Origin of the sequence: Variovorax sp. Root411 (assembly GCF_001425205.1) — a bacterium.
Taxonomy (GTDB): domain Bacteria; phylum Pseudomonadota; class Gammaproteobacteria; order Burkholderiales; family Burkholderiaceae_C; genus Variovorax.
This window is the reverse complement of the sequence record NZ_LMDW01000015.1, coordinates 397,726-417,795: the sequence shown is the minus strand read 5'-3', so window position 1 is coordinate 417,795 and position 20,070 is coordinate 397,726. Positions and strand designations below refer to the sequence as shown.

Below are 20,070 nucleotides of genomic sequence, written 5' to 3'. Positions count from 1 at the left end.
GAGCGCGCAAGCCATGAGCAGCAGGAACAACAATCACTGGACCGGCGGCAACCGCATCGAGCTGCTGGAGAACGGCGAGCAGTTCTTCCCGCGCGTGTTCGACGCCATCCGCAAGGCACGGCGCGAAGTGATCGTCGAAACCTTCATCCTGTTCGAGGACAAGGTCGGCCTGCAGCTGCACGCCGCCATGCGCGAGGCGGCGCAGCGCGGCGTGAAGATCGACCTGATGATCGACGGCTTCGGTTCGCCGGAACTCTCGCACGAGTTCATCGAGGGCCTGACCTCGGCCGGCGTGAAGGTGCGGGTGTTCGATCCGGGCCAGCGCTTCATGGGCCAGCGGTTGAACGTGTTCCGCCGCATGCACCGCAAGATCGTGGTGGTCGACGGCGAGCGCGCCTTCGTCGGCGGCATCAACTATTCGGCGGACCACCTGCTCGACTTCGGACCCAAGGCCAAGCAGGACTATGCGGTGGAACTCGCGGGCCCGATCGTGGGAGAGATCCACCAGTTCGTGCTGCGCGCCATCGCGCTCGGCGGCAAGGGCGCGGGCTGGCTCCGCCGCCGGCTGAAGCTGGCGCCGCCCTCGAGCCAGGCCCGCGCCGGCGAGGCCGACGCGATGTTCGTCACGCGCGACAACCGGCGCCACACCAACGACATCGAGTGGCAGTACCGTGCGGCCATCCGCGCGGCGCGCAAGCGCATCGTGATCGCCAACGCGTATTTCTTTCCAGGCTACCTGCTCATCAAGGAACTGCGGCGCGCGGCGCGGCGCGGCGTGGACGTGCGCCTCATCCTGCAGGGCGAGCCTGACATGCCGATCGTCAAGACCGCCGCGAGCATGCTCTACCACCACCTGATGCACGCCGGCGTGCGCATCTACGAATACTGCGACCGTCCGCTGCACGGCAAGATCGCGCTCATGGACGACAGGTGGAGCACCGTAGGCTCGAGCAACCTCGACCCGCTGAGCCTGTCGCTCAATCTCGAGGCCAACGTGATCGTGCGCGACGCGGCCTTCAACCAGGTGCTGTGGGAGCGCATGGACCGGCTGATGCAGCACAGCTGCAAACAGGTGGAGGCGGCCGACCTCGCCAGCGAATGGAGCGGCTGGCGGCTGGTGCGCAGCTTCTTCGTCTTCCACATCCTGCGCTGGTACCCGGCCCTGCTGGGCCGCCTGCCGCGACACGCGCCGCGCCTGACGCTGGCCGAGGCCACCGACCTCGCGAGCCAGCGCGACAGCGGCCGCGGCGACCCGGCCGGCGGCGCGACCCAGACGGAAGCCGCTTGAGCGGAAGCGCCGCATCGAATCGATGAGCACGATGGCCCTTTCCCGCCGCGGCTGGTGGCCCTGGGTTCGCCGCGCGGCGACGTGGGGCTTCTTCGCGCTGATCGCGTGGCTGCTCGTGCGGCAGGCGCGCACCATCGACTGGGGCGAGGTGTTCGACGCGATCCGCGCGCTGCCTGCCGTCGCACTGCTTGCGGCCGGCGCGCTGGCGGCCTGCAGCTTCGCGCTGTACAGCACCTACGACCTGCTGGGCCGGTACCTGACGCGGCACCGGCTCGCCACGGGCACGGTGATGGGCGTGACATTCATCAGCTACGCCTTCAACCTCAACCTCGGGTCGCTGGTGGGCGGCGTGGCGTTCCGCTACCGGCTCTATTCGCGGCTCGGCCTTGCGAACGAGACCATCGCGCGCGTGCTCGGCTTCAGCATGCTGACAAACTGGCTCGGCTACCTCGTGGTGGCCGGCGCGGCATTCCTTTTCTGGCCGATGACGCTGCCGCCCGGCTGGAAGATCGACAACGAGGGCCTGCGCATGCTCGGCGCGATGCTGCTGATGGTGGCGCTGGCGTATCTAGTGCTATGTGCCGTGTCGAAGGGGCGCGTCTGGCGCGTGCGCGGCCATGCGTTCAGGACGCCGGGGCTGGCGATGGCGCTGCTGCAGCTCGCCATGTCGTGCACCAACTGGTCGCTGATCGGCGGCGTGATCTGGTTCCTGCTGCAGGGTCAGGTCGGTTACCCGCAGGTGCTCGCCGTGCTGCTGGTGGCAGCGGTGGCCGGCGTCGTCACGCACGTGCCGGCGGGGCTCGGCGTGCTCGAGGCGGTGTTCGTGGCGCTGCTGTCGCACGAGGTGCCGGAAACCCAACTGCTCGGCGCGCTGCTGGCCTATCGCGGCCTGTATTACCTGTTGCCGCTGGTGGTGGCCGTGCTGGGCTACTTGGTCACGGAGGCGAGAGCGAGGCGGCTGCGTGTGGCGGGGCGCTAGAACCACTGCAATCGCCCGGCACACGATTTCCACGTCGGAAAAAAGGACCTGATCAACAAAAATGCAGAGTGTTTTTTGTTGCACTGCAACATTTTCGGCCGGCGAAGCCTATAGTGCTCCCACCTCCTCCAAGCGCACTGCCCCACATGTCATCTCTCACCTCTGCCGCCCGTCTGGCCAATCCGCTCATGCAGTGGTTCGACTTGGCGTTCAAGACCCACGAGATGCTGCTGTCGTCCGGCTCCGTGATCCGCATGCGCACCGAGCGCATCGCCAAGGCGGGGCTCACGCCCAGCGCGGACGACCTCGCGGAATTCCAGCTCATGGGGCATGAAAAGCTGGCGGCTGCAAGCGAAGCGGGCATCGCGATGGCGAAGCAGTGGCACAGCAGCCATTTCTCGCTCGCCAGCCGGCTGCTGCAGCAATGGCTCCAGGGCACGACGGCGTTCTTCATGCTGGCGGGCAGCATCACGCCGGCCCAGGCGGCTGCGCATGGCGATGCCTTCGTGCAGTCGGCCGCGGGCACGGTCAACGCCGCGAGCCAGCTGCCTGGCATTGCGGCGCGCATCGCGCGCGAGGGCCTCAAGCCGATCCACGCGGCGGCTACCTCGAACGCGCGCCGGCTGGCCGAGCTGGAAGAATCCTGAGCAAGCCCCTCAGGGCTTCGCCGGCACCAGCGTCAGCAGCGTGATTTCGGAGGGCGCGCCAAAGCGCTTCGGCGGACCCCAGTAGCCGGTGCCCCGGCTCACGTACACCCACATGTCGTGCAGGCGATGCAGCCCGGCCGTGAAAGGCTGCTGCATCGGCACGAACAGGTTCCACGGAAAGAACTGGCCGCCGTGCGTGTGGCCCGACAGCTGCAGCTGGTAGCCGGCTGCCGCAGCCAGCGGCGCGCTGCGCGGCTGGTGCGCGAGCAGCACGCGCGTGTGCACCAGCGGCGGTGCGTCGTGCAGCGCCAGGTGCGGATCGCTGGCGTGCGCCGCGTCGAAATGGCCGGCGGTGAAATCGGTCACGCCGGCTAGCACCAGCGCGCTTTCGAACAGCTCTTCGTCGGTCTGCGCGCCGCGCACGTTGCGCGTCTGGAGCACCACGTGTTCATTGAGCAGCACCTTCAGGCCGAGCCGGCGCAGCTCGTCGATCCAGGCATGCGCGCCCGCGTAGTACTCGTGGTTGCCCGTGACCACGAAGGTGCCGTGGCGCGCACGCAGACCGGCCAGCGGCGCGATGTGCTCGCGCAGTTCGGGCACGGTGCCGTCGACCAGGTCGCCGGTGATCGCGACGGCGTCGGCGTCGAGGCGGTTCACCGCATCGACGATGCGCTGGATGTAGGCGCTGCGGATCGTCGGCCCCACGTGGATGTCGCTGAGCTGCGCGATCGTGAAGCCTTCGAGCGCCTGCGGCAGGCCGCGGATGGGCACGTCGACCCGTTTCACGCCGGCCGTGCGGCGCGCATTGAGGAAACCGATCGCCGACGTGGACGTGGCCATCGCCAACACCGCCAGCGCGCTCCATGGCTGCAGCACATTCCACTGCACCGGCACGCCGCCCAGCGCGCCCGCGAGCCAGGCGAGCAGCAGGCCGAAGTCGCGCAGCAGCGTGAGCACGAACATCGACGAGAACCAGCCCATGCTGATCAGGCCGATCCACTTGAGCACATCGCCCGTGGAGGCGTTGCGACCGGCGCGGCGCGACACGAATGGCAGCGGAATCGTGACCGCCGACACCGCCAGCGCGAGCAGCGCCAGCGGCCACGCGGGCGTGAGCACGGCCAGCGCGGGCAGCAGGCGCATCGCGAGATAGACGTGCAACAGCGCGGTCAGGGCGCTCAGGGGACGGATCGGCATCGGGGCAATAGGGTCGGGCACTGCCCGGGATACCCCATCTGCAAGGCGCATGCCGCGCATTCAAGACGCCGGAAGGCGCCGAAATAGCTATTTTTTCTATAGCGCAAGATGCCCGGATAGCGGACTTGTGCCTCGACCAAACCCGCAAGGATGGGCGTCGGCCGGCCTCCGGTGCCGGCGCCCACTTTGCCGCGCTACTGCACCGTGCGCGTGCCGGCCGAAGCCATGTCGGTGCCTGCCGGCCAGACGAAGCTCACCTTGGCCGGCGCGCCCTGCAGCACGTGCAACTGCTGCTTCAGCACCTGGCTGCCGATGCGTGCCTCGACTTCGTAGGTGCCCGGATCGAGGCGCGCCACCATGAAAGGGCCGCCCGACACCACGTTGTCCAGCAGCGCGGTTCCGCTGCTGTCGCGTACCGTCACGTGCACGCTGGCCGCGAAATCAGCGCCCTTGCTGTCCTTGACCGCGAACTCGAAGGTGGCGGGCCAGCGCGGCGACACCGTCTCCATCAGCCGGGCCTCGTCGCTGCCGATGCCGCCGCTCATGTATTCGATACCGTGCGCCATGTAGATCGGCGGGTTCACCGCTGCCTGGGCCGGCGAAAACGCGCCGAGCACAACGGCGGTGCAGAACGCCGCGGCCGCCAGCGGCCGCGGCGTGCGCGATGATGGAAAACGGGTGCCCATGGTCTGAATCCTTTCCTTGTCGGCGTAGCGAGAAGCCACGGTGCCACTGTGCGGCGCGCGGCTTAGGAAAGGCTGACCTGAAAAAACGCTCAGCGGGCGGCGGAGGTCTGCGCCAGCGCCTGCGGCAACGACGGCGCGACCGAGGCCATGTCGAAATTCGACGGCCACACGAACGACGCACGCGCCGGCAGGCCGGCAATCACCACCAGCGTCTGCGTCAGCGTGAGGCCGCCGAGCGTCACGTTCACGTCATAGGCGCCCGGATTGAGGCGTGCGAGCATGTAGGGGCCTTGCGACTGCACGTCCATCACGACCTGGCCGGTGTATTTCTGGCGTACTTCGATCAGGGCCTTGGCGGGAAAGCCGCGCACCTCCGCCCCCTTGCCGTCGCTCACGCCGAAATCGATGGTCGCGGCCCAGCGCGGCGACACCATTTCCATGAACGCGGCTTCGTCCTTGGCGGCGCCGCCGCACATGTACTCGATGCCCTGTGCCACCTGGATGGGCGGGTTCGAGAACGCGTGGGCTGAAGTCACGGCCCCGAGGAATGCTGCTGTACCGCCCAATACCAGCGCGGCCAGGGGCCGGCGGAGACGCGTAGGGTTCATTGCTGTTTGTCCTCGATCTTGCGTGACGTGAAATCCGTCGAGGATTTTGCTTAGCAAGAGTCGGGCTAGATATAGCGTTTACGAGGAACGATCTTCGGGTTGAAGGTGAATGCTATTGTTTTCATAGCTGGTGACGGCCGCGTGACATGCCTCCCCGGTACTTTTGCTAACAAACCTCACGGAAACCCTGATCCCTCGTCTTTTCGCGATGCCTGCAGCGTTTTGGCGTCGGAATCCGCACTCGGGGATGGTGCGCGCCTACAGCGGTGCAGGTTGGAGCGAGATACGAATGGTTGAACCGGCAGAAAAGGAGCTTCAGCCATGGACCTCGAATCGACTATCCACCAGTTCAGGAAGGTGGACGCGGCACGCGCCGACTATCCCGGCGAGCACCTCGCCGTGCTGGGCGCCGGCGTGTTGTTGCTGCTCGCTGCGGGCCGCAGCCGTTCGTTGTTGGCGCGCCTCGCGATCGGTGCGGCGGGCGGCGCGCTGATTGGGCGTGCAGCGAGCGGCACCGGTGGAATCGCCAGGCTGGCGGCTGCTTTGCAGGGCGGGGGCTGGACATGGCTGCGGCGCTGAGAGGCCGGCCCGCCCCGGCCTTCGGGCCGTGGGGTTCGCCGAAGTATTGGGCGCCGTGCCTCGGGGTGGCACTGGTGGCGATGTTCCTGTTCTATGTAACGCTCCAAGGGCTGGTGCAGGAGAGCGCGGCACGCGCGCCGGTCCAGGCGAGGGTGACACCTGCGTCGGTCCAGCGGCCCCTGGCGCGCGATCGCGAGGAAGCTGTGTGGCCTGTCGCGAGGCTGGCCGCCCTGCCGGTCGCGCCCCATGTTGCGCCCCTTGTTCCCTTGGCGCGCGCGCCCGCCGAGGCTCCTCGCGCGGCAACGCCCGTTGCCCTCGAGGTGACCAAGTGCGTCGGGCCGTCAGGCGAAGCCGAATACTCCGACGGCCCGTGCTCGGAAGGCACCCGCGCCACGACCTTGCACCTCCAATGACAAACGCCCGGGGAGACCGGGCGTTTGGATTTCAGCGACGCGGCGAATGGCCGCGGATGTTGATGACGGTCACACGTCGATGTTCGCAGCCCGCAGGGCGTTCTGCTCGATGAACTCCCGACGCGGTTCGACTTCATCCCCCATCAGCATCGTGAACACGCGATCCGCTTCGATCGCATCGTCGATCTGCACGCGCAGCAGGCGCCGCACGGTCGGGTCCATGGTGGTTTCCCACAGTTGTTCGGGGTTCATCTCGCCCAGGCCCTTGTAGCGCTGGCGCGAGGTGGCGCGCTCGGCTTCGCTGATCAGCCACTTCATGGCCTGGCGGAAGTCGTCGACCTTTTCTTCTTTGGCGCGTTCGCCTTCGCCGCGCTTGACCAGCGCACCTTCGGTACTCAGCAGGCCGCGGAAGGTGTTGGCGGCTTCGGCGAGCGCTGCGTAGTCGGCGCCGTGCACGAAATCCTGCGTGAGCACGCTGCTCTTGATGTTGCCGTGATGGCGGCGGCTGATGCGCAGCAGCGGCTTGTCGGTGCGGGCGTCGAACTCGCTGCTCACCTCGGCCGGCACGCCGGTCGTGTTGAGTTCGCGCAGCTTGGCCTGCAGCGCGATGGCCGAGGCCTCTGCGGCGGGCGTGGTGTCGAGATCGAGCGCCACACCGTCGGCAATCGCGCGCAGCGCCTCGGCGTCCATGAAGTTGCGCAGGCGCGCAATGACGGCCTCGGCCACCTGGTGCTTGCGCGCCAGCTCCCCCAGCGTGTCGCCGCTCAGCGTGGTGGAGTTCGCGCCGCCGGTCTGCAGGCTCGCGTCCTTCAAGGCCACCTTGAGCAGGAAGGCGTCGAGCGCGGGGCCGTCCTTCAGGTACTGCTCTTCCTTGCCGACCTTCACCTTGTACAGCGGCGGCTGCGCGATGTAGATGTGGCCGCGCTCGACCAGCTCCGGCATCTGCCGGTAGAAGAAGGTCAGTAGCAGCGTGCGGATGTGGGCGCCGTCGACGTCGGCGTCGGTCATGATGATGATGCGGTGGTAGCGCAGCTTGGCGACGTTGAAGTCGTCCGCGCCGCCGCCCGCCGTGGTCGCGCCGGCGCGGCCGATACCGGTGCCCAGCGCGGTGATCATCGTGAGAATTTCGTTGCTGGTGAGCAGCTTCTCGTAGCGCGCTTTCTCGACGTTCAGGATCTTGCCGCGCAGCGGCAGGATGGCCTGGAACTTCCGGTCGCGGCCCTGCTTGGCGGAGCCACCGGCGGAGTCACCCTCCACCAGGTAGACCTCGCACAGGGCGGGATCTTTTTCTTGGCAGTCGGCCAGCTTGCCGGGCAGGCCCATGCCGTCGAGCACGCCCTTGCGGCGCGTCATTTCGCGGGCCTTGCGGGCGGCCTCGCGGGCGCGGGCGGCTTCGACGATCTTGCCGCAGATGATCTTGGCGTCGTTCGGGCGTTCCTGCAGGTAGTCGGTCAGCAGCTTGCCGACGATGTCTTCCACCGGCGCGCGCACTTCGCTGGACACCAGCTTGTCCTTGGTCTGGCTCGAGAACTTGGGCTCGGGCACCTTCACGCTCAGCACGCAGCACAGGCCTTCGCGCATGTCGTCGCCGGTGACTTCGACCTTCGCCTTCTTCGCGAACTCGTTCTCTTCGATGTACTTGTTGATGACGCGGGTCATCGCGGCGCGCAGGCCCGTGAGGTGGGTGCCGCCGTCACGCTGCGGGATGTTGTTGGTGAAACAGAGGACTTGCTCGTTGTAGCCGCTGTTCCACTGCATCGCCACTTCCACGCCGATGTGCGTGCCGGGAATGCCGCCGTAGGTGTCGGCCGGGCGCTCGCCCTCGGCATAGAACGAATTCGGGTGCAGGACGGTCTTGCCCTTGTTGATGAACTCCACGAAGCCGCGCACGCCGCCAGCGCCCGAAAAATCGTCTTCCTTGCCGGTGCGCTCGTCCTTCAGGCGGATGCGCACGCCGTTGTTCAGGAAGCTCAGTTCGCGCAGGCGTTTGCTGAGAATCTCGTAGTGGAAGTCCGAGTTCTCCTTGAAGATCTGGGTGTCCGGCAGGAAGTGCACCTCGGTGCCGCGCTTGTCGGTGTCGCCGATGATCTTCATGGGCGAGACTTCGACGCCGTTCACCGTTTCGAGCAGGCGGTCCTGCACGAAGCCGCGGCTGAATTCGAGCTCGTGGATCTTGCCTTCGCGGCGCACCACGAGGCGCAGCATCACGCTCAGCGCGTTCACGCAGGACACGCCCACGCCGTGCAGACCGCCCGACACCTTGTAGCTGTTCTGGTTGAACTTGCCGCCGGCGTGCAACTCGGTCAGCGCAATCTCGGCCGCCGAGCGCTTGGGCTCGTGCTTGTCGTCCATCTTCACGCCGGTCGGGATGCCGCGGCCGTTGTCGGTGACGGAGATCGAGTTGTCGGAGTGGATGGTGACGACGATGTCGTCGCAGTGGCCCGCGAGTGCTTCGTCGATCGAGTTGTCGACGACTTCGAACACCAGGTGGTGCAGCCCGGTGCCGTCGGAGGTGTCGCCGATGTACATGCCGGGGCGCTTGCGCACGGCCTCGAGACCTTCGAGGATCGTGATCGAGCCTTCACCGTAGCTGGTGTCGGCGGCTACGGCCTCGGGCGGCACGACCTGCACTTCAGGGGTGTAGACCGGCTCGGTGTGCGGCACGTCGGGCTTGTTTTCTTCAGCACTCATTCGGATATTCCTCTATAGCTTTGGCTCGCCCCCAGGCTTGCCCACTTCGTGTGGCCGCCAACCCCCTACCGGGGGCAATACCAGCGGCCCGGCGAAGCCGGTTCCGCGGTATTCCGGCGCGACGACACGTTCAATCGATAACGACTCAAATCCGCATGGGCATGACGACGTACTTGAAGGATGCGTTCTCGGGGATGGTCAGTAACGCCGAGCTGTTGGAGTCGGCAAGGTCCAGCTTGACCATGTCCTGGTCCATGTTCGACAGCGCGTCGATCAGGTAGGTCACGTTGAAGCCGATCTCGATGGCGTCGCCGCCGTAGTCGATGTCGAGTTCGTCCTGCGCTTCTTCCTGCTCGGCGTTGTTCGACGCGATGCGCAGCGTGCCCGGCTCGATGTTCAGCCGCACGCCCTTGAACTTCTCGCTCGTCAGGATGGCGGTGCGCTGCAGGCTGGCCAGCAGCGGCGCGCGGCCGAGCGTGACGCTGTTCTTGTGGTTCTTCGGAATCACGCGGTTGTAGTCGGGGAACTTGCCCTCGACCAGCTTGGTGACGAACTCCATGCCGCCAAAGCTGAACTTGGCCTGGTTGTTCGCGAACTGCATCTCGATGGCGCCTTCGGCGTCCGACAGCAGGCGCTGCATTTCGATCACGGTCTTGCGCGGAAGAATGACTTCCTGGCGCGGCACTTCGACGTCGAGCATGGCGGAAGAAAACGCCAGGCGGTGGCCGTCGGTGGCGACCAGGCTCAACTGCTTGCCTTCGGCCACGAACAGGATGCCGTTCAGGTAGTAGCGGATGTCGTGCACGGCCATCGCGAAGGACACCTGCGAGAGCAGGTCCTTCAGCGTCTTCTGCGGCACGCTGAACACAGGGCCGAAGTTGGCGGCTTCCTGCACCAGCGGGAAGTCTTCGGCGGGCAGCGACTGCAGCGTGAAGCGGCTCTTGCCGCCCTTGAGCACCAGCTTGCTCGCGCTCGATTCGAGGCTCACGGTCTGGTCGGCCGGCATGGTGCGCAAAATGTCGATCAGCTTGCGCGCGCCGATCGTGGTGGTGAAGCTGCCTTCGTCACCGCCGAGCTCGGCGGTGGTGCGGATCTGGATTTCGAGGTCGCTGGTGGTCAGCTGCAGCTGGCCGCCGGTCTTGCGGATCAGCACGTTCGCCAGGATCGGCAAGGTGTGACGCCGCTCCACGATGCCCGCCACCGACTGCAGCGCGGCGAGGACTTTGTCTTGGTTTGCCTTCAAAACGATCATGTCTTCTTCCTCTTCTCTATCTCTTTGAATCAGCTTGTAAGGGCGCCATTCTCCGCTGTCGCGAGGGGCTTTCCTGATGACATTCGGCGGTCAGCCCTTGAGCGTCTGTTCGAGCACGTGAAGCTGCTGGTTGAGTTCGGTGAGTTGCTGGCGCTCGCCCGAGATCTTGCGCACCGCGTGCAGCACCGTCGTGTGATCGCGCCCGCCGAACAGCTCGCCGATTTCGGGCAGGCTTTTCTGCGTGAGCTCCTTGGCCAGGTACATCGCGATCTGCCGCGGCCGCGCAATGCTGGCCGGGCGCTTCTTGCTGTACATGTCGGCAACCTTGATCTTGTAGTAGTCGGCCACCGTCTTCTGGATATTCTCGACCGAGATCTGACGGTTCTGGATCGACAGCAGGTCGCGCAGCGCCTCGCGCGCCAGGGCGATCGAGATCTCCTTCTGGTTGAAGCGCGAGTAAGCCAGGATCTTGCGCAGCGCGCCCTCGAGTTCGCGCACGTTGGAGCGCACGTTCTTGGCGACGAAGAAGGCCACTTCTTCCGGCATTTCGGCCGATTCGGCGCGCGCCTTGTTGATCAGGATGGCCACCCGCATCTCAAGCTCGGGCGGCTCGATGGCCACCGTGAGGCCCGAATCGAAGCGCGACACCAGCCGCTCGTGGATGTCGGCCAGGCCCTTCGGATAGGTGTCGCTGGTCATCACGATGTGCGATTTCTTGGCGAGCAGGGCCTCGAACGCATTGAAGAATTCTTCCTGCGTCCGGTCCTTGTTGGCGAAGAACTGCACATCGTCGATCAGCAACAGATCGAGCGAGTGATAGCGCTCCTTGAACTCATCGAAAGTCTTGCGCTGATAGGCTTTGACCACATCCGAGACGAACTGCTCGGCGTGGATGTAGAGAACTTTGGAATCCGCCTTGTCGGCCAGCAGCCGGTTGCCCACAGCATGCATCAGGTGGGTCTTGCCCAGGCCGACGCCGCCGTAGATGAAAAGCGGGTTGTAAAGATGGCCCGGCATGCCGGCCACGTGCATGGCCGCGGCGCGCGCCATGCGGTTGGCCGTGCCCTCGACCAGGGTGTCGAAAGTGAGTCCCGAATTCAGCCTGTTCTTGAAGCCGGCGGCGGCCGGCTCCTCGCCCGGGCCGGCCACGTCGCGCGGCACGTCGGTTTCGGCCATGACGGTCACAGGCGCAGGGCGCACGGGCGCTTCACGAGGAGCAAGCGCTAACTCAATGGCGACCGGCTGGCCGTACATCTTCTCGGCCATGGCGGCGATCTTGCCGGCGTACTGGGCCCGGATCCAGTCGAGCTTGAAGCGGTTGGCGACGAACACCGTCATGCGCGAGAGGTCGTCGGCGACCTGCGCTGTCAGCGGCTTGATCCAGGTGTTGAACTGCTGCTCGGACAGCTCCTGCGCGAGTTGGTCGACGCAGGCCTGCCAGAGGCTTTCGCCGATGCCGTCAGTCGACATGGGCGCTTGAAAAAGTGATGAAACCCTCGGGCATTTTTTGGTATAGGTATTGTGGATATTCTCTGCTGGAAGGCGCCCGGCATTCTAACTTGTCAAAACCTTATCCACACGCCGTCGGGCCGATCGAAAGGCCCGCAAATCCACTCGAAGATTGTTCCGGCGGCCAATGTTTGCGATAATTGCGGGTTTCCCTGAAAACCTCTTGCGTCTTTCGGGGACCATCCGAAACACGCTCCCCCGGCGGCCCGCAGGTACTTCATGCTTTTTGTGCGAAGAACCGGCGCGAACAGGGAAATAGGAAATCACCATGAAACGCACTTATCAAGCATCCAAAGTCCGCCGCGCCCGTACCCACGGCTTCCTGGTCCGCATGAAGACCCGCGGCGGCCGCGCCGTGATCAACGCACGCCGCGCCAAGGGCCGCAAGCGCCTGGCCGTCTGACGGCAGCCCACCTGCCGTTGCCAGCAGCCGACACGCCAGCGCAGGCCTCCACAGCCAGCGCTTCTGGCGTGTCCGGTCCGGCTTCCATGCAGCGGCTCAAGACCCGCGCGCAGTTCCAGGCCGTCCTCGCAGGTGCCACCGTGGCGCGCACTGCTCATTTCGCATTGCACCGCTGTGCGCTCGATCTCGCGTTGGGCGCACCGCCGTTGTTCGCGTCCGACGATGTCTGGCTGGGTGCCATGGTGCCCAAGCGCTGGGCGCGTCGCGCGGTCACGCGCAACGCCATCAAGCGCCAGATCTATACGGTGAGTGCCGCACCCGGTGTCGGCTTGCCACGTGCTGCGCACGTGGTGCGGCTGCGCGCCGGTTTCGACCGCAAGGAATTCGTGAGCGCCACCTCGGACAAGCTCAAGGCCGCCGTGCGCGCCGAGCTCCAGCAGCTGCTGGCGCGGGCGGCGCGCTCTTCCGCGCCCGCTTCGGCTTCTCCGCCCGCTTCCTCCTCGTCATGAAACGCCTGCTGATCGGCCTTGTGAAGGGCTACCGCCTGCTGCTGAGCCCCTGGCTCGGCCAGTCGTGCCGCTTCACGCCGACCTGCTCCGTGTATTCGATCGAGGCGCTGGAAGTGCATGGTGCGCTCAAGGGCAGCTACCTCACCCTGCATCGCATCGCACGCTGCCAGCCATGGTGCGATGGCGGGCACGATCCGGTTCCACCGAAATCACAGCGTCGCACTGACAAGTCAGGCTCGCTGTTTTCGTCTCTTCTCTCCTCCGACAAGAAGTCTTCGTCATGAACGATATCCGCCGCACGATCCTGTGGGTGATTTTTGGGTTCTCGCTGGTGCTGCTGTGGGACCAATGGCAGGTCTTCAACGGCAACAAGCCGACCTTCCTGCCGTCGAGCAAGCCGGCTGCCGTGGCCTCCGCCCCGGCCGCTGGCAGCGCACCCGCCGCCAGCAACGGCGTGCCGACCGCATCTTCGTCGGGCGCGAGCGGCGGCAGCGCCGGTGCCGTGCCCACGCAGGCCGCAGCCGCCGCACCGCGCGAGCAGGTCAACGTGACCACCGACCTGTTCAAGGCCACGATCGACAGCGAAGGCGGCACGGTCAACCACCTCGAGTTGCTGAAGTACGACGAGGCCGACCGCACCAAGCGCGTCGTGCTGTTCGAAAACGGCTCGCCGGCCACGCGTTATGTGGCGCAGACCGGCCTGCTGAACCCCGTCGATTCGGGTGAGCGCTTTCCCAACCACCTGACGCCGATGACGGCGAAGGCTGGCCCACGCGAAATGGCCGATGGCCAGAACACGCTGGAAGTGGGCTTCGAAAGCGCCCCCGTCGGTGGCCTGAAGTACGTCAAGACCTACGTGTTCCACCGCGGCGACTATGCGGTCGGCGTGCGCCACGAGGTGGTCAACGTGAGCGACCAGCCGCGCGACGCGCAGCTCTACATGCAGCTGCTGCGCCATGGCACCGTGGCCGCCGGCACGATGTTCGGCACCAACACCTTCACCGGTCCCGCCGCGTACACCAACGAGAAGAAGTTCCACAAGCTCGACTTCAAGGACATCGCCAAGGGCAAGATCGAACCGCCCCCGCCGGCCAACGACGGCTGGATCGCGATGGTGCAGCACTATTTCGTGTCGGCCTGGCTGCTCAAGGGCGACCCGGCGAGCGAACAGCTGCGCCGGGAGTTCCGCGTGAAGGACCTGGGCGACAACCTGTTCACCGTGGCCATGGTGGCCACGCTGCCCAAGATCGCCCCGGGCGCCACGCAGGTCGTGAACAGCACGCTGTTCGCCGGCCCCGAGGAAGAGAAGAAGCTCGAAGCCATCGCCCCCGGCCTGGACCTGGTGAAGGACTACGGCATCTTCGCGATCATCTCCAAGCCGCTGTATTGGCTGCTGAACCAGCTGCACGGCATCCTGGGCAACTGGGGCTGGTCGATCGTCGCGCTGGTGGTGCTGCTGAAGGCGGCCTTCTACTGGCTCAACGCCAAGGCTTACGCCAGCATGGCCAAGATGAAGGCCATCAACCCGAAGATCATGGAAATGCGCGAGCGGCTGAAGGACAAGCCGCAGGAAATGCAGCAGGAGATGATGCGGATCTACAAGACCGAGAAGGTCAATCCGATGGGTGGCTGCTTCCCCATCGTGATCCAGATCCCGGTGTTCATCGCGCTCTACTGGGTGCTGCTGTCGTCGGTCGAAATGCGCCACGCCCCGTGGATCGGCTGGATTACTGACCTGTCGGCACCGGACCCCTGGTACATCCTGCCGGTCGTCATGACGGCCACCTCGCTGTTCCAGACCTGGCTCAACCCGACGCCACCCGATCCGATGCAGGCCAAGCTGATGTGGATCATGCCGCTCGCGTTCAGCGTGATGTTCATCTTCTTCCCGGCCGGCCTGGTGCTGTACTGGATCACGAACAACACGCTGTCGATCGCGCAGCAGTGGTTCATCAACAAGCGCCTGGGCGTGCTCGGCAAGTCATAGGCTCGCCCCCAAGCTGCGCGCACTTCGTGTCGCTACGCCAACCCCCTTCCGGGGGCAGTACCAGCGGTCTGGCAAAGCCAGTTCCGCGGTACTCCTGATATCGCAGGAGAGCCCATGCTTGCCCGCACCAAAGATCCCATCGTCGCCATCGCCACCGCCTCGGGCCGCGGCGCTGTCGGCATCGTGCGGGTGTCAGGCACCAAGCTGGCGCCGTTGATCGACGCCATCTGCGGCCGCGCACTCAAGCCACGCGAAGCCACCTACCTGCCGTTTCGCGATGCGTACGGCGAGCCGGTCGACCATGGCCTGGCCATTCACTTTCCCTCGCCGAATTCCTTCACCGGCGAGGACGTGCTCGAACTGCAGGCCCACGGCGGCGCGGTCGTGCTGCAGCTGCTGCTGGCGCGCTGCCTCGAAGCCGCGGCCGAGCCTGACCCCGTCACCGGCCGCCCTCGCCTGCCCGGCCTGCGCGTGGCCGAGCCCGGCGAGTTCAGTCAGCGCGCCTTTCTCAACGGCAAGATCGACCTGGCGCAGGCCGAGGCGATTGCCGACCTGATCGACGCCAGCACCGAGGCGGCCGCACGCAGCGCCGGGCGCTCGCTGTCGGGCGAGTTCTCGCGCGAGATCCACACGCTGCGCGATGCGTTGATCCACCTGCGCATGCTGGTGGAGGCCACGCTCGACTTTCCGGAGGAAGAAATCGACTTCCTGCAGAAGGCCGACGCGGCCGGGCAGCTGGTGAGGCTGCAGTCGCAACTCGCCGCCGTGCAGCAGCGCGCGCGCCAGGGCGCCCTGCTGCGCGAAGGCATCAAGGTGGTGATCGCGGGCCAGCCCAACGCGGGCAAGAGCTCGCTGCTCAACGCGCTGGCCGGCGCCGAACTGGCCATCGTGAGTTCCGTGCCGGGCACCACGCGCGACGTGGTCTCGCAGACCATCCAGATCCACGGCGTGCCGCTGCACGTGGCCGACACCGCCGGCCTGCGCGAGAGCAGCGACGAGGTCGAGCAGATCGGCGTGGCGCGCGCCTGGGGCCAGATCGAAAGCGCCGATGCCGTGCTGTTCCTGCACGACCTGACGCGCGCCCATCTGGCCGACTACGCCGCCGCCGATGCCGACATCCTGGCCGGCCTGCGCCAGAAGCTGCCTGCGAGCGTGCCGGTGCTCGACGTCTGGAACAAGCAGGACGCCGCGCCCGTCACCCACGCCGGGCATGGCATCGCCTTGTCCGCCAAGACCGGCCTGGGCATCGAGGCCCTGCGTGAACAGCTGCTGGCCATGGCCGGCTGGCAGGCCGTGCCCGAGGGCGTTTACCTCGCGCGGGCGCGCCACGTGCAGGCGCTGGCCCGGGTCGAAACGCACCTGGCGCTGGCGGCCGGCCATCTGGCGGCGCAGGCCCAGTTGCTCGACCTGCTGGCCGAAGAACTGCGGCTGGCGCAGAACGCCCTGAACGAGATCACCGGCGAGTTCGGCGCGGACGACCTGCTCGGCGTCATCTTTTCGCGCTTCTGCATTGGTAAATAGCGACAGCTGGTTTGAAAAACGTAAACAGTTGTAGCCGAATCTCCTGAGCATCGCGGATACTTCGGCTCACATGCGGGGGCCGAAGAAAACATGTCCATCCAGAACCTGAGCCGCGCCATCGCGGAGAACATGAGCACCGACGCGTTCGCGTTGACGTTCAACGTCCAGCAGTGGGAAACACTGGCGGGCTATCTGCAGCCCATCGAGACCGGCGTTGGCGACGTGCTGATCGAACAGGGCACGCCGGACCGCTCGGTGTTCTTCATCGAGAGCGGTGCCATCAGCGTGCACCGCGTCAGCAGCAAGGAGCAGATGCGGCTGGCCGTGCTCACGCCCGGCTCGGTGGTCGGCGAAGGCTCGTTCTTCTCGCGCCAGCCGCATTCGGCCAACGTGGTGGTCACCGGCGCAGGCCGCGTGTGGCGGCTCACGGCGATCCGCTTTGCGGAAATGTCGAACCGCCAGCCCAACATGGCGCTGGAGATCGCGATGGCGCTCGGCGCCGTGATCGCCAAGCGCATGGCGCACCGCTCCAAACGCGTCGCGGTGACCTGAGGCTGCGCTGTCCGCCGGCGGATCGATCTGCCACATGCGGGCAGGCCAGCCAGCTTTTCGTTTTGACCCCCGAGAGTAGTCAGTAAGCAATCCATGGCCTTGATCTGTCCGGTCTGCAGCACGGAAAACCGCGGCGGCGCGAATTTCTGCAGAAGCTGCGGCGTCAAGCTGCCTGCCGCAGGAGACCGGATTCCACCGCCGCCGAGCCCCGAACGCGAATGGGCCACCACCGCGCCCGCCCAGTTGCGCGCGCCGACCATTCCGGCGCCCCTGTTCGATCCGGACGAGCCGCTGCCTGCGCGCGCGTCTTTTTTTGGCAGGTCGGCCGCGCGGCAAAGCGACGAGCATGAACAGACCGTGCTCATGGTGCACGACGACGAACTGCCGCGGTCGCCCACGCCGCCCGCTTCGTCGCCGGGCCTGGAGTCGACCTGGGCCTCGCAGCCCGGAACGAAGAAGAGAAGCCGGGCCAAGGTCCGGCAATCCGTGCCGGCCGAACGGCCGCCGCGCAAGCGCGTGATCCTGCTGTGGCTCGGTCTGCTGGTGGTCGCGGTGGCGATGATCGTCGCCGGCTGGTCTGGCAACGGGACGCGAAAGGCGCCTGCGGCTGCCGAAGAGGCCACCGCCCCAGCCGCCGAAACTCCAGTGCCCGTGACCCCGTCGCAGCCGCCCGCCGAACCATCGCCGGCGGCGCCTGAACCCCAGCCCGCCGAGCCGGCCGTGACGCCGCCTGCCGAGGAAGCTGGACCAGCTGCCGCCGCGACGCCCAAGCCCGCTGCCAAGCCGCGCAACAAGCAGGCGACCACCGCCGCATTACCATCGAACGCGCCCGAACCCGCTGCAGTGGTCGCAGCTCCTGCCCCGGCGCCGGCACCTGCCGTTGCGGCCGAGCCCCAGGCCATGTGCGGCGACCGCAACTTCATCGCCAAGGCGCAATGCATGGCGGCTCAGTGCCTGAAGCCTGAATTCAAGGCCCATGCGCAGTGCGAAGCGGTGCGCCGCCAGCAGCGCATCGAAGAAGAAAAGCGCAACCCGGGCCTGCTCAACTGAACTCGCCCCAGGCTGCGCGCACTGGGTGCCGCTTCGCCTTCCCCGAACGAAAAACTAGCCTTTTTGCAGGCGGTCGATGGCGATCGCCAGCGCGGCCGGCTTGCCGGACAGCACCAGCGTATCGCCCTCCGACAGCACCGTGCCGTCGGCCAGTGCGCGCGGCTGGCCGTCGTGCCTTCGCAGGCTGGCCACGCGCACGCCCAGCGTGGGCAGCGCCAGCCGTTCCAGCGTCTGGCCGACTGCGCGCGCTCCGGCGTCGAGCGTGAAGCTGTTGAGGCGCTCGTGGTCGAGTTCGTCGGCGTTGTCGTCGTCGGCGCCGTGGAAGTAGCCGCGCAGCAGGTTGTAGCGGGCGTCGCGCTGGTCCTGCACCACGCGGATCACGCGGCGCATCGGCACGCCGACCAGCGCCAGTGCATGGCTCGCGAGCATGAGCGAGCCTTCGATGGCCTCGGGCACCACTTCCGTCGCGCCGGCCGCCTGCAGTTTTTCCAGGTCGTGATCGTCCTGCGTGCGCACGATCACCGGCACGTGCGGCGCATGGGCGCGCGTGTTGGCCAGCACCTTCATCGCGCCGGGCACGTCGAGGTAGGTGACGACCACGGCACTCGCACGCGCCAAGCCGGCCGCCATCAAGGCTTGCAGTCGCGCCGCGTCGCCGAACACCACCGAGTCGCCGGCGGCGGCGGCCTGCCGCACGCGGTCGGGGTCGAGGTCGAGCGCCATGTACGGGATGCCCTCGCGCTCGAGGATGCGCGCCAGGTTCTGGCCGCAGCGCCCGTAGCCGCAGATGATCACGTGCTGCGCGGTGTTGATGGTCTTGCGCGCGATGGTCGTCATCTGCAATGACTGCTGCAGCCAGTCGCTGGCCACGAGCTTTCGCACGATGGCGTTGCTGTACATGATGATGAACGGCGTCGTGAGCATCGACAGCACCATCGACGCCAGCACCGGGTTGGCCAGCCACGGCGGCAGCAGGCTGCGCTCCTGCGCCAGCGTCAGCAGCACGAAGCCGAACTCGCCGGCCTGCGCCAGGTAGAGGCCGGTACGCAGCGATACGCCCGAAGTGGCCCCGAGCACCCGCGCCAGCACCGTCACCAGCCCCAGCTTGAACGCCAGCGGCACCAGCAGCAGCACGCCCACCAGCAGCCAGCGCTGGACCACGATGTGCCAGTCGAGCGACATGCCCACAGTGATGAAGAACAGCCCCAGCAGCACGTCGTGGAAGGGACGGATGTCGGTCTCGACCTGGTGCTTGTATTCGGTCTCCGACACCAGCATGCCCGCGATGAAGGCGCCCAGCGCCAGGCTCAGGCCGGCCAGTTCGGTGAGCCAGGCCAGGCCGAGCGTGATCAGCAGCACGTTCAGGATGAAGAGCTCTTCGCTGCGCCGCCGGGCCACCAGCGTGAGCCACCAGCGCATGATGCGCGGGCCGCCGTACAGCAGCACGCCGATCAGGAAGCTCGCCTTCAGCAGCGCGAAGCCCAGCGCCTTGGCCAGCGCCTCGGGCGGCGCGCCCAGTGCAGGAATCAGCACCAGCAGCGGCACCACGGCCAGGTCCTGGAACAGCAGCACGCCCATCACGCGCTTGCCGTGTTCGCTCTCGAGTTCGAGCCGCTCGGCCATTAGCTTGACCACGATGGCCGTGCTGCTCATGGTGAGCGCGCCCGACAGCGCCAGCGCGGTCTGCCAGCCGAGCCGCCACGACGGCGGCAGCCAGTGGGCGATCAGCAGCGCGCCGATCGTGGCGAAGGTCATCGTCAGCAGCACCTGCAGCAGGCCGAGCCCGAACACGTGCTTTCGCATCGCGCGCAGCTTGGGCAGGCTGAATTCCAGTCCGATCACGAACATGAGGAACACCACGCCGAATTCGCCCAGGTGCTGGATGCCTTCGGTGTTCTGCGCCAGCGCGAAGGCATGCGGCCCGATCAGCACGCCAGCCGAGAGATAGCCCAGCATCGGCGGCAGCTTGAGGGAGCGGCACGCCACCACGCCGATCACCGCGGCGAGGAGATACAACAGCGTGAGATCGAACGAAGACATAGGCGGCGATGCTAGAGCAAGACCCGTGCGCAGCGCGTCGGGGAGGACACGGAGTGCCGAGCGTGGGGGCATCGAGCGCCGCCGGGCCGCCCCAAGGCGCGAGCGCCCCCTTGGGGGGCAGCGAGGACACGCAGTGCCGAGCGTGGGGGCAACCCTCCG

At 66.7% G+C, this 20,070-nt stretch carries 18 protein-coding genes; 11 read left to right on the top strand and 7 right to left on the bottom strand.

Annotated elements, in window-relative coordinates; genetic code table 11:
- Window positions 1-13 precede the first annotated feature (13 nt).
- From clsB to ASC92_RS15995, 3 genes are all read left to right on the top strand, one after another.
- Window positions 14-1,288 (top strand): cardiolipin synthase ClsB, encoded by a 1,275-nt coding sequence (gene clsB, locus ASC92_RS16005; protein ID WP_056517426.1) that lies wholly within the window; start codon window positions 14-16, stop codon window positions 1,286-1,288.
- 22 nt (window positions 1,289-1,310) lie between these two features.
- Window positions 1,311-2,267 (top strand): lysylphosphatidylglycerol synthase domain-containing protein, encoded by a 957-nt coding sequence (locus ASC92_RS16000; protein WP_056517421.1) that lies wholly within the window; start codon window positions 1,311-1,313, stop codon window positions 2,265-2,267.
- A gap of 146 nt (window positions 2,268-2,413) precedes the next feature.
- Complete coding sequence (locus ASC92_RS15995) at window positions 2,414-2,914, top strand: polyhydroxyalkanoate granule-associated phasin (protein WP_056517418.1); 501 nt, start codon at window positions 2,414-2,416, stop codon at window positions 2,912-2,914.
- 9 nt (window positions 2,915-2,923) lie between these two features.
- Here the strand turns inward: ASC92_RS15995 and ASC92_RS15990 are convergent, their stop codons facing one another.
- From ASC92_RS15990 to ASC92_RS15980, 3 genes are all read right to left on the bottom strand, one after another.
- Window positions 2,924-4,171: a metallophosphoesterase gene (locus tag ASC92_RS15990; protein WP_056517416.1), complete on the bottom strand. Its 1,248-nt coding sequence runs from the start codon at window positions 4,169-4,171 to the stop codon at window positions 2,924-2,926.
- Window positions 4,172-4,305: 134 nt separating this feature from the next.
- Complete coding sequence (locus ASC92_RS15985; RefSeq protein WP_056517413.1) at window positions 4,306-4,797, bottom strand: hypothetical protein; 492 nt, start codon at window positions 4,795-4,797, stop codon at window positions 4,306-4,308.
- A gap of 89 nt (window positions 4,798-4,886) precedes the next feature.
- Window positions 4,887-5,405: a hypothetical protein gene (locus ASC92_RS15980; protein ID WP_056517410.1), complete on the bottom strand. Its 519-nt coding sequence runs from the start codon at window positions 5,403-5,405 to the stop codon at window positions 4,887-4,889.
- A 321-nt stretch (window positions 5,406-5,726) separates the two neighbouring features.
- On the opposite strand from ASC92_RS15980, the gene ASC92_RS15975 reads away from it, so the two are divergent.
- Window positions 5,727-5,984 carry a hypothetical protein gene (locus tag ASC92_RS15975; RefSeq protein ID WP_056517408.1) on the top strand — a complete coding sequence of 86 codons (258 nt, stop codon included), beginning with the start codon at window positions 5,727-5,729 and terminating at the stop codon, window positions 5,982-5,984.
- A gap of 482 nt (window positions 5,985-6,466) precedes the next feature.
- Here the strand turns inward: ASC92_RS15975 and gyrB are convergent, their stop codons facing one another.
- The 3 genes from gyrB to dnaA form a co-directional block, all read right to left on the bottom strand.
- Entirely contained in the window at window positions 6,467-9,088 is a 2,622-nt protein-coding gene (gyrB, locus tag ASC92_RS15965) for a DNA topoisomerase (ATP-hydrolyzing) subunit B (RefSeq protein WP_056517402.1), read from the bottom strand.
- 145 nt (window positions 9,089-9,233) lie between these two features.
- Window positions 9,234-10,340 (bottom strand): DNA polymerase III subunit beta, encoded by a 1,107-nt coding sequence (dnaN, locus tag ASC92_RS15960; protein ID WP_056517399.1) that lies wholly within the window; start codon window positions 10,338-10,340, stop codon window positions 9,234-9,236.
- 90 nt (window positions 10,341-10,430) lie between these two features.
- The gene (gene dnaA / locus ASC92_RS15955) at window positions 10,431-11,810 is read right to left on the bottom strand and encodes a chromosomal replication initiator protein DnaA (RefSeq protein ID WP_056517396.1); all 1,380 of its coding nucleotides are present in this window, start codon (window positions 11,808-11,810) and stop codon (window positions 10,431-10,433) included.
- A gap of 307 nt (window positions 11,811-12,117) precedes the next feature.
- Here dnaA and rpmH point away from each other — a divergent pair, with 307 nt between their 5' ends.
- The 7 genes from rpmH to ASC92_RS15920 all read left to right on the top strand — a co-directional run bounded on the left by rpmH (window position 12,118) and on the right by ASC92_RS15920 (window position 17,871).
- Window positions 12,118-12,252, top strand: coding sequence for a 50S ribosomal protein L34 (rpmH, locus tag ASC92_RS15950; RefSeq protein ID WP_007834827.1), 135 nt, complete (start codon window positions 12,118-12,120; stop codon window positions 12,250-12,252).
- A gap of 86 nt (window positions 12,253-12,338) precedes the next feature.
- Entirely contained in the window at window positions 12,339-12,761 is a 423-nt protein-coding gene (locus ASC92_RS15945; RefSeq protein WP_056517389.1) for a ribonuclease P protein component, read from the top strand.
- Window positions 12,758-13,045, top strand: a complete 288-nt coding sequence (gene yidD, locus ASC92_RS15940) for a membrane protein insertion efficiency factor YidD (protein WP_007834832.1) — start codon at window positions 12,758-12,760, stop codon at window positions 13,043-13,045. Before ASC92_RS15945 ends, yidD begins: the two co-directional genes overlap by 4 nt.
- Complete coding sequence (yidC, locus tag ASC92_RS15935; protein ID WP_056517388.1) at window positions 13,042-14,748, top strand: membrane protein insertase YidC; 1,707 nt, start codon at window positions 13,042-13,044, stop codon at window positions 14,746-14,748. The genes yidD and yidC overlap by 4 nt, the downstream gene beginning before the upstream one ends.
- Window positions 14,749-14,862: 114 nt before the next feature.
- Entirely contained in the window at window positions 14,863-16,269 is a 1,407-nt protein-coding gene (mnmE, locus tag ASC92_RS15930; RefSeq protein ID WP_056517387.1) for a tRNA uridine-5-carboxymethylaminomethyl(34) synthesis GTPase MnmE, read from the top strand.
- A gap of 90 nt (window positions 16,270-16,359) precedes the next feature.
- On the top strand, window positions 16,360-16,821 hold the full coding sequence (locus tag ASC92_RS15925) for a Crp/Fnr family transcriptional regulator (protein ID WP_056517386.1): 462 nt from the start codon (window positions 16,360-16,362) through the stop codon (window positions 16,819-16,821).
- A gap of 93 nt (window positions 16,822-16,914) precedes the next feature.
- Window positions 16,915-17,871, top strand: a complete 957-nt coding sequence (locus ASC92_RS15920; protein ID WP_056517385.1) for a zinc ribbon domain-containing protein — start codon at window positions 16,915-16,917, stop codon at window positions 17,869-17,871.
- A 54-nt stretch (window positions 17,872-17,925) separates the two neighbouring features.
- On the opposite strand, the gene ASC92_RS15915 is transcribed toward ASC92_RS15920, so the two are convergent.
- Window positions 17,926-19,911, bottom strand: a complete 1,986-nt coding sequence (locus ASC92_RS15915) for a monovalent cation:proton antiporter family protein (protein ID WP_056517381.1) — start codon at window positions 19,909-19,911, stop codon at window positions 17,926-17,928.
- Between the last annotated feature and the right edge of the window lie 159 nt (window positions 19,912-20,070).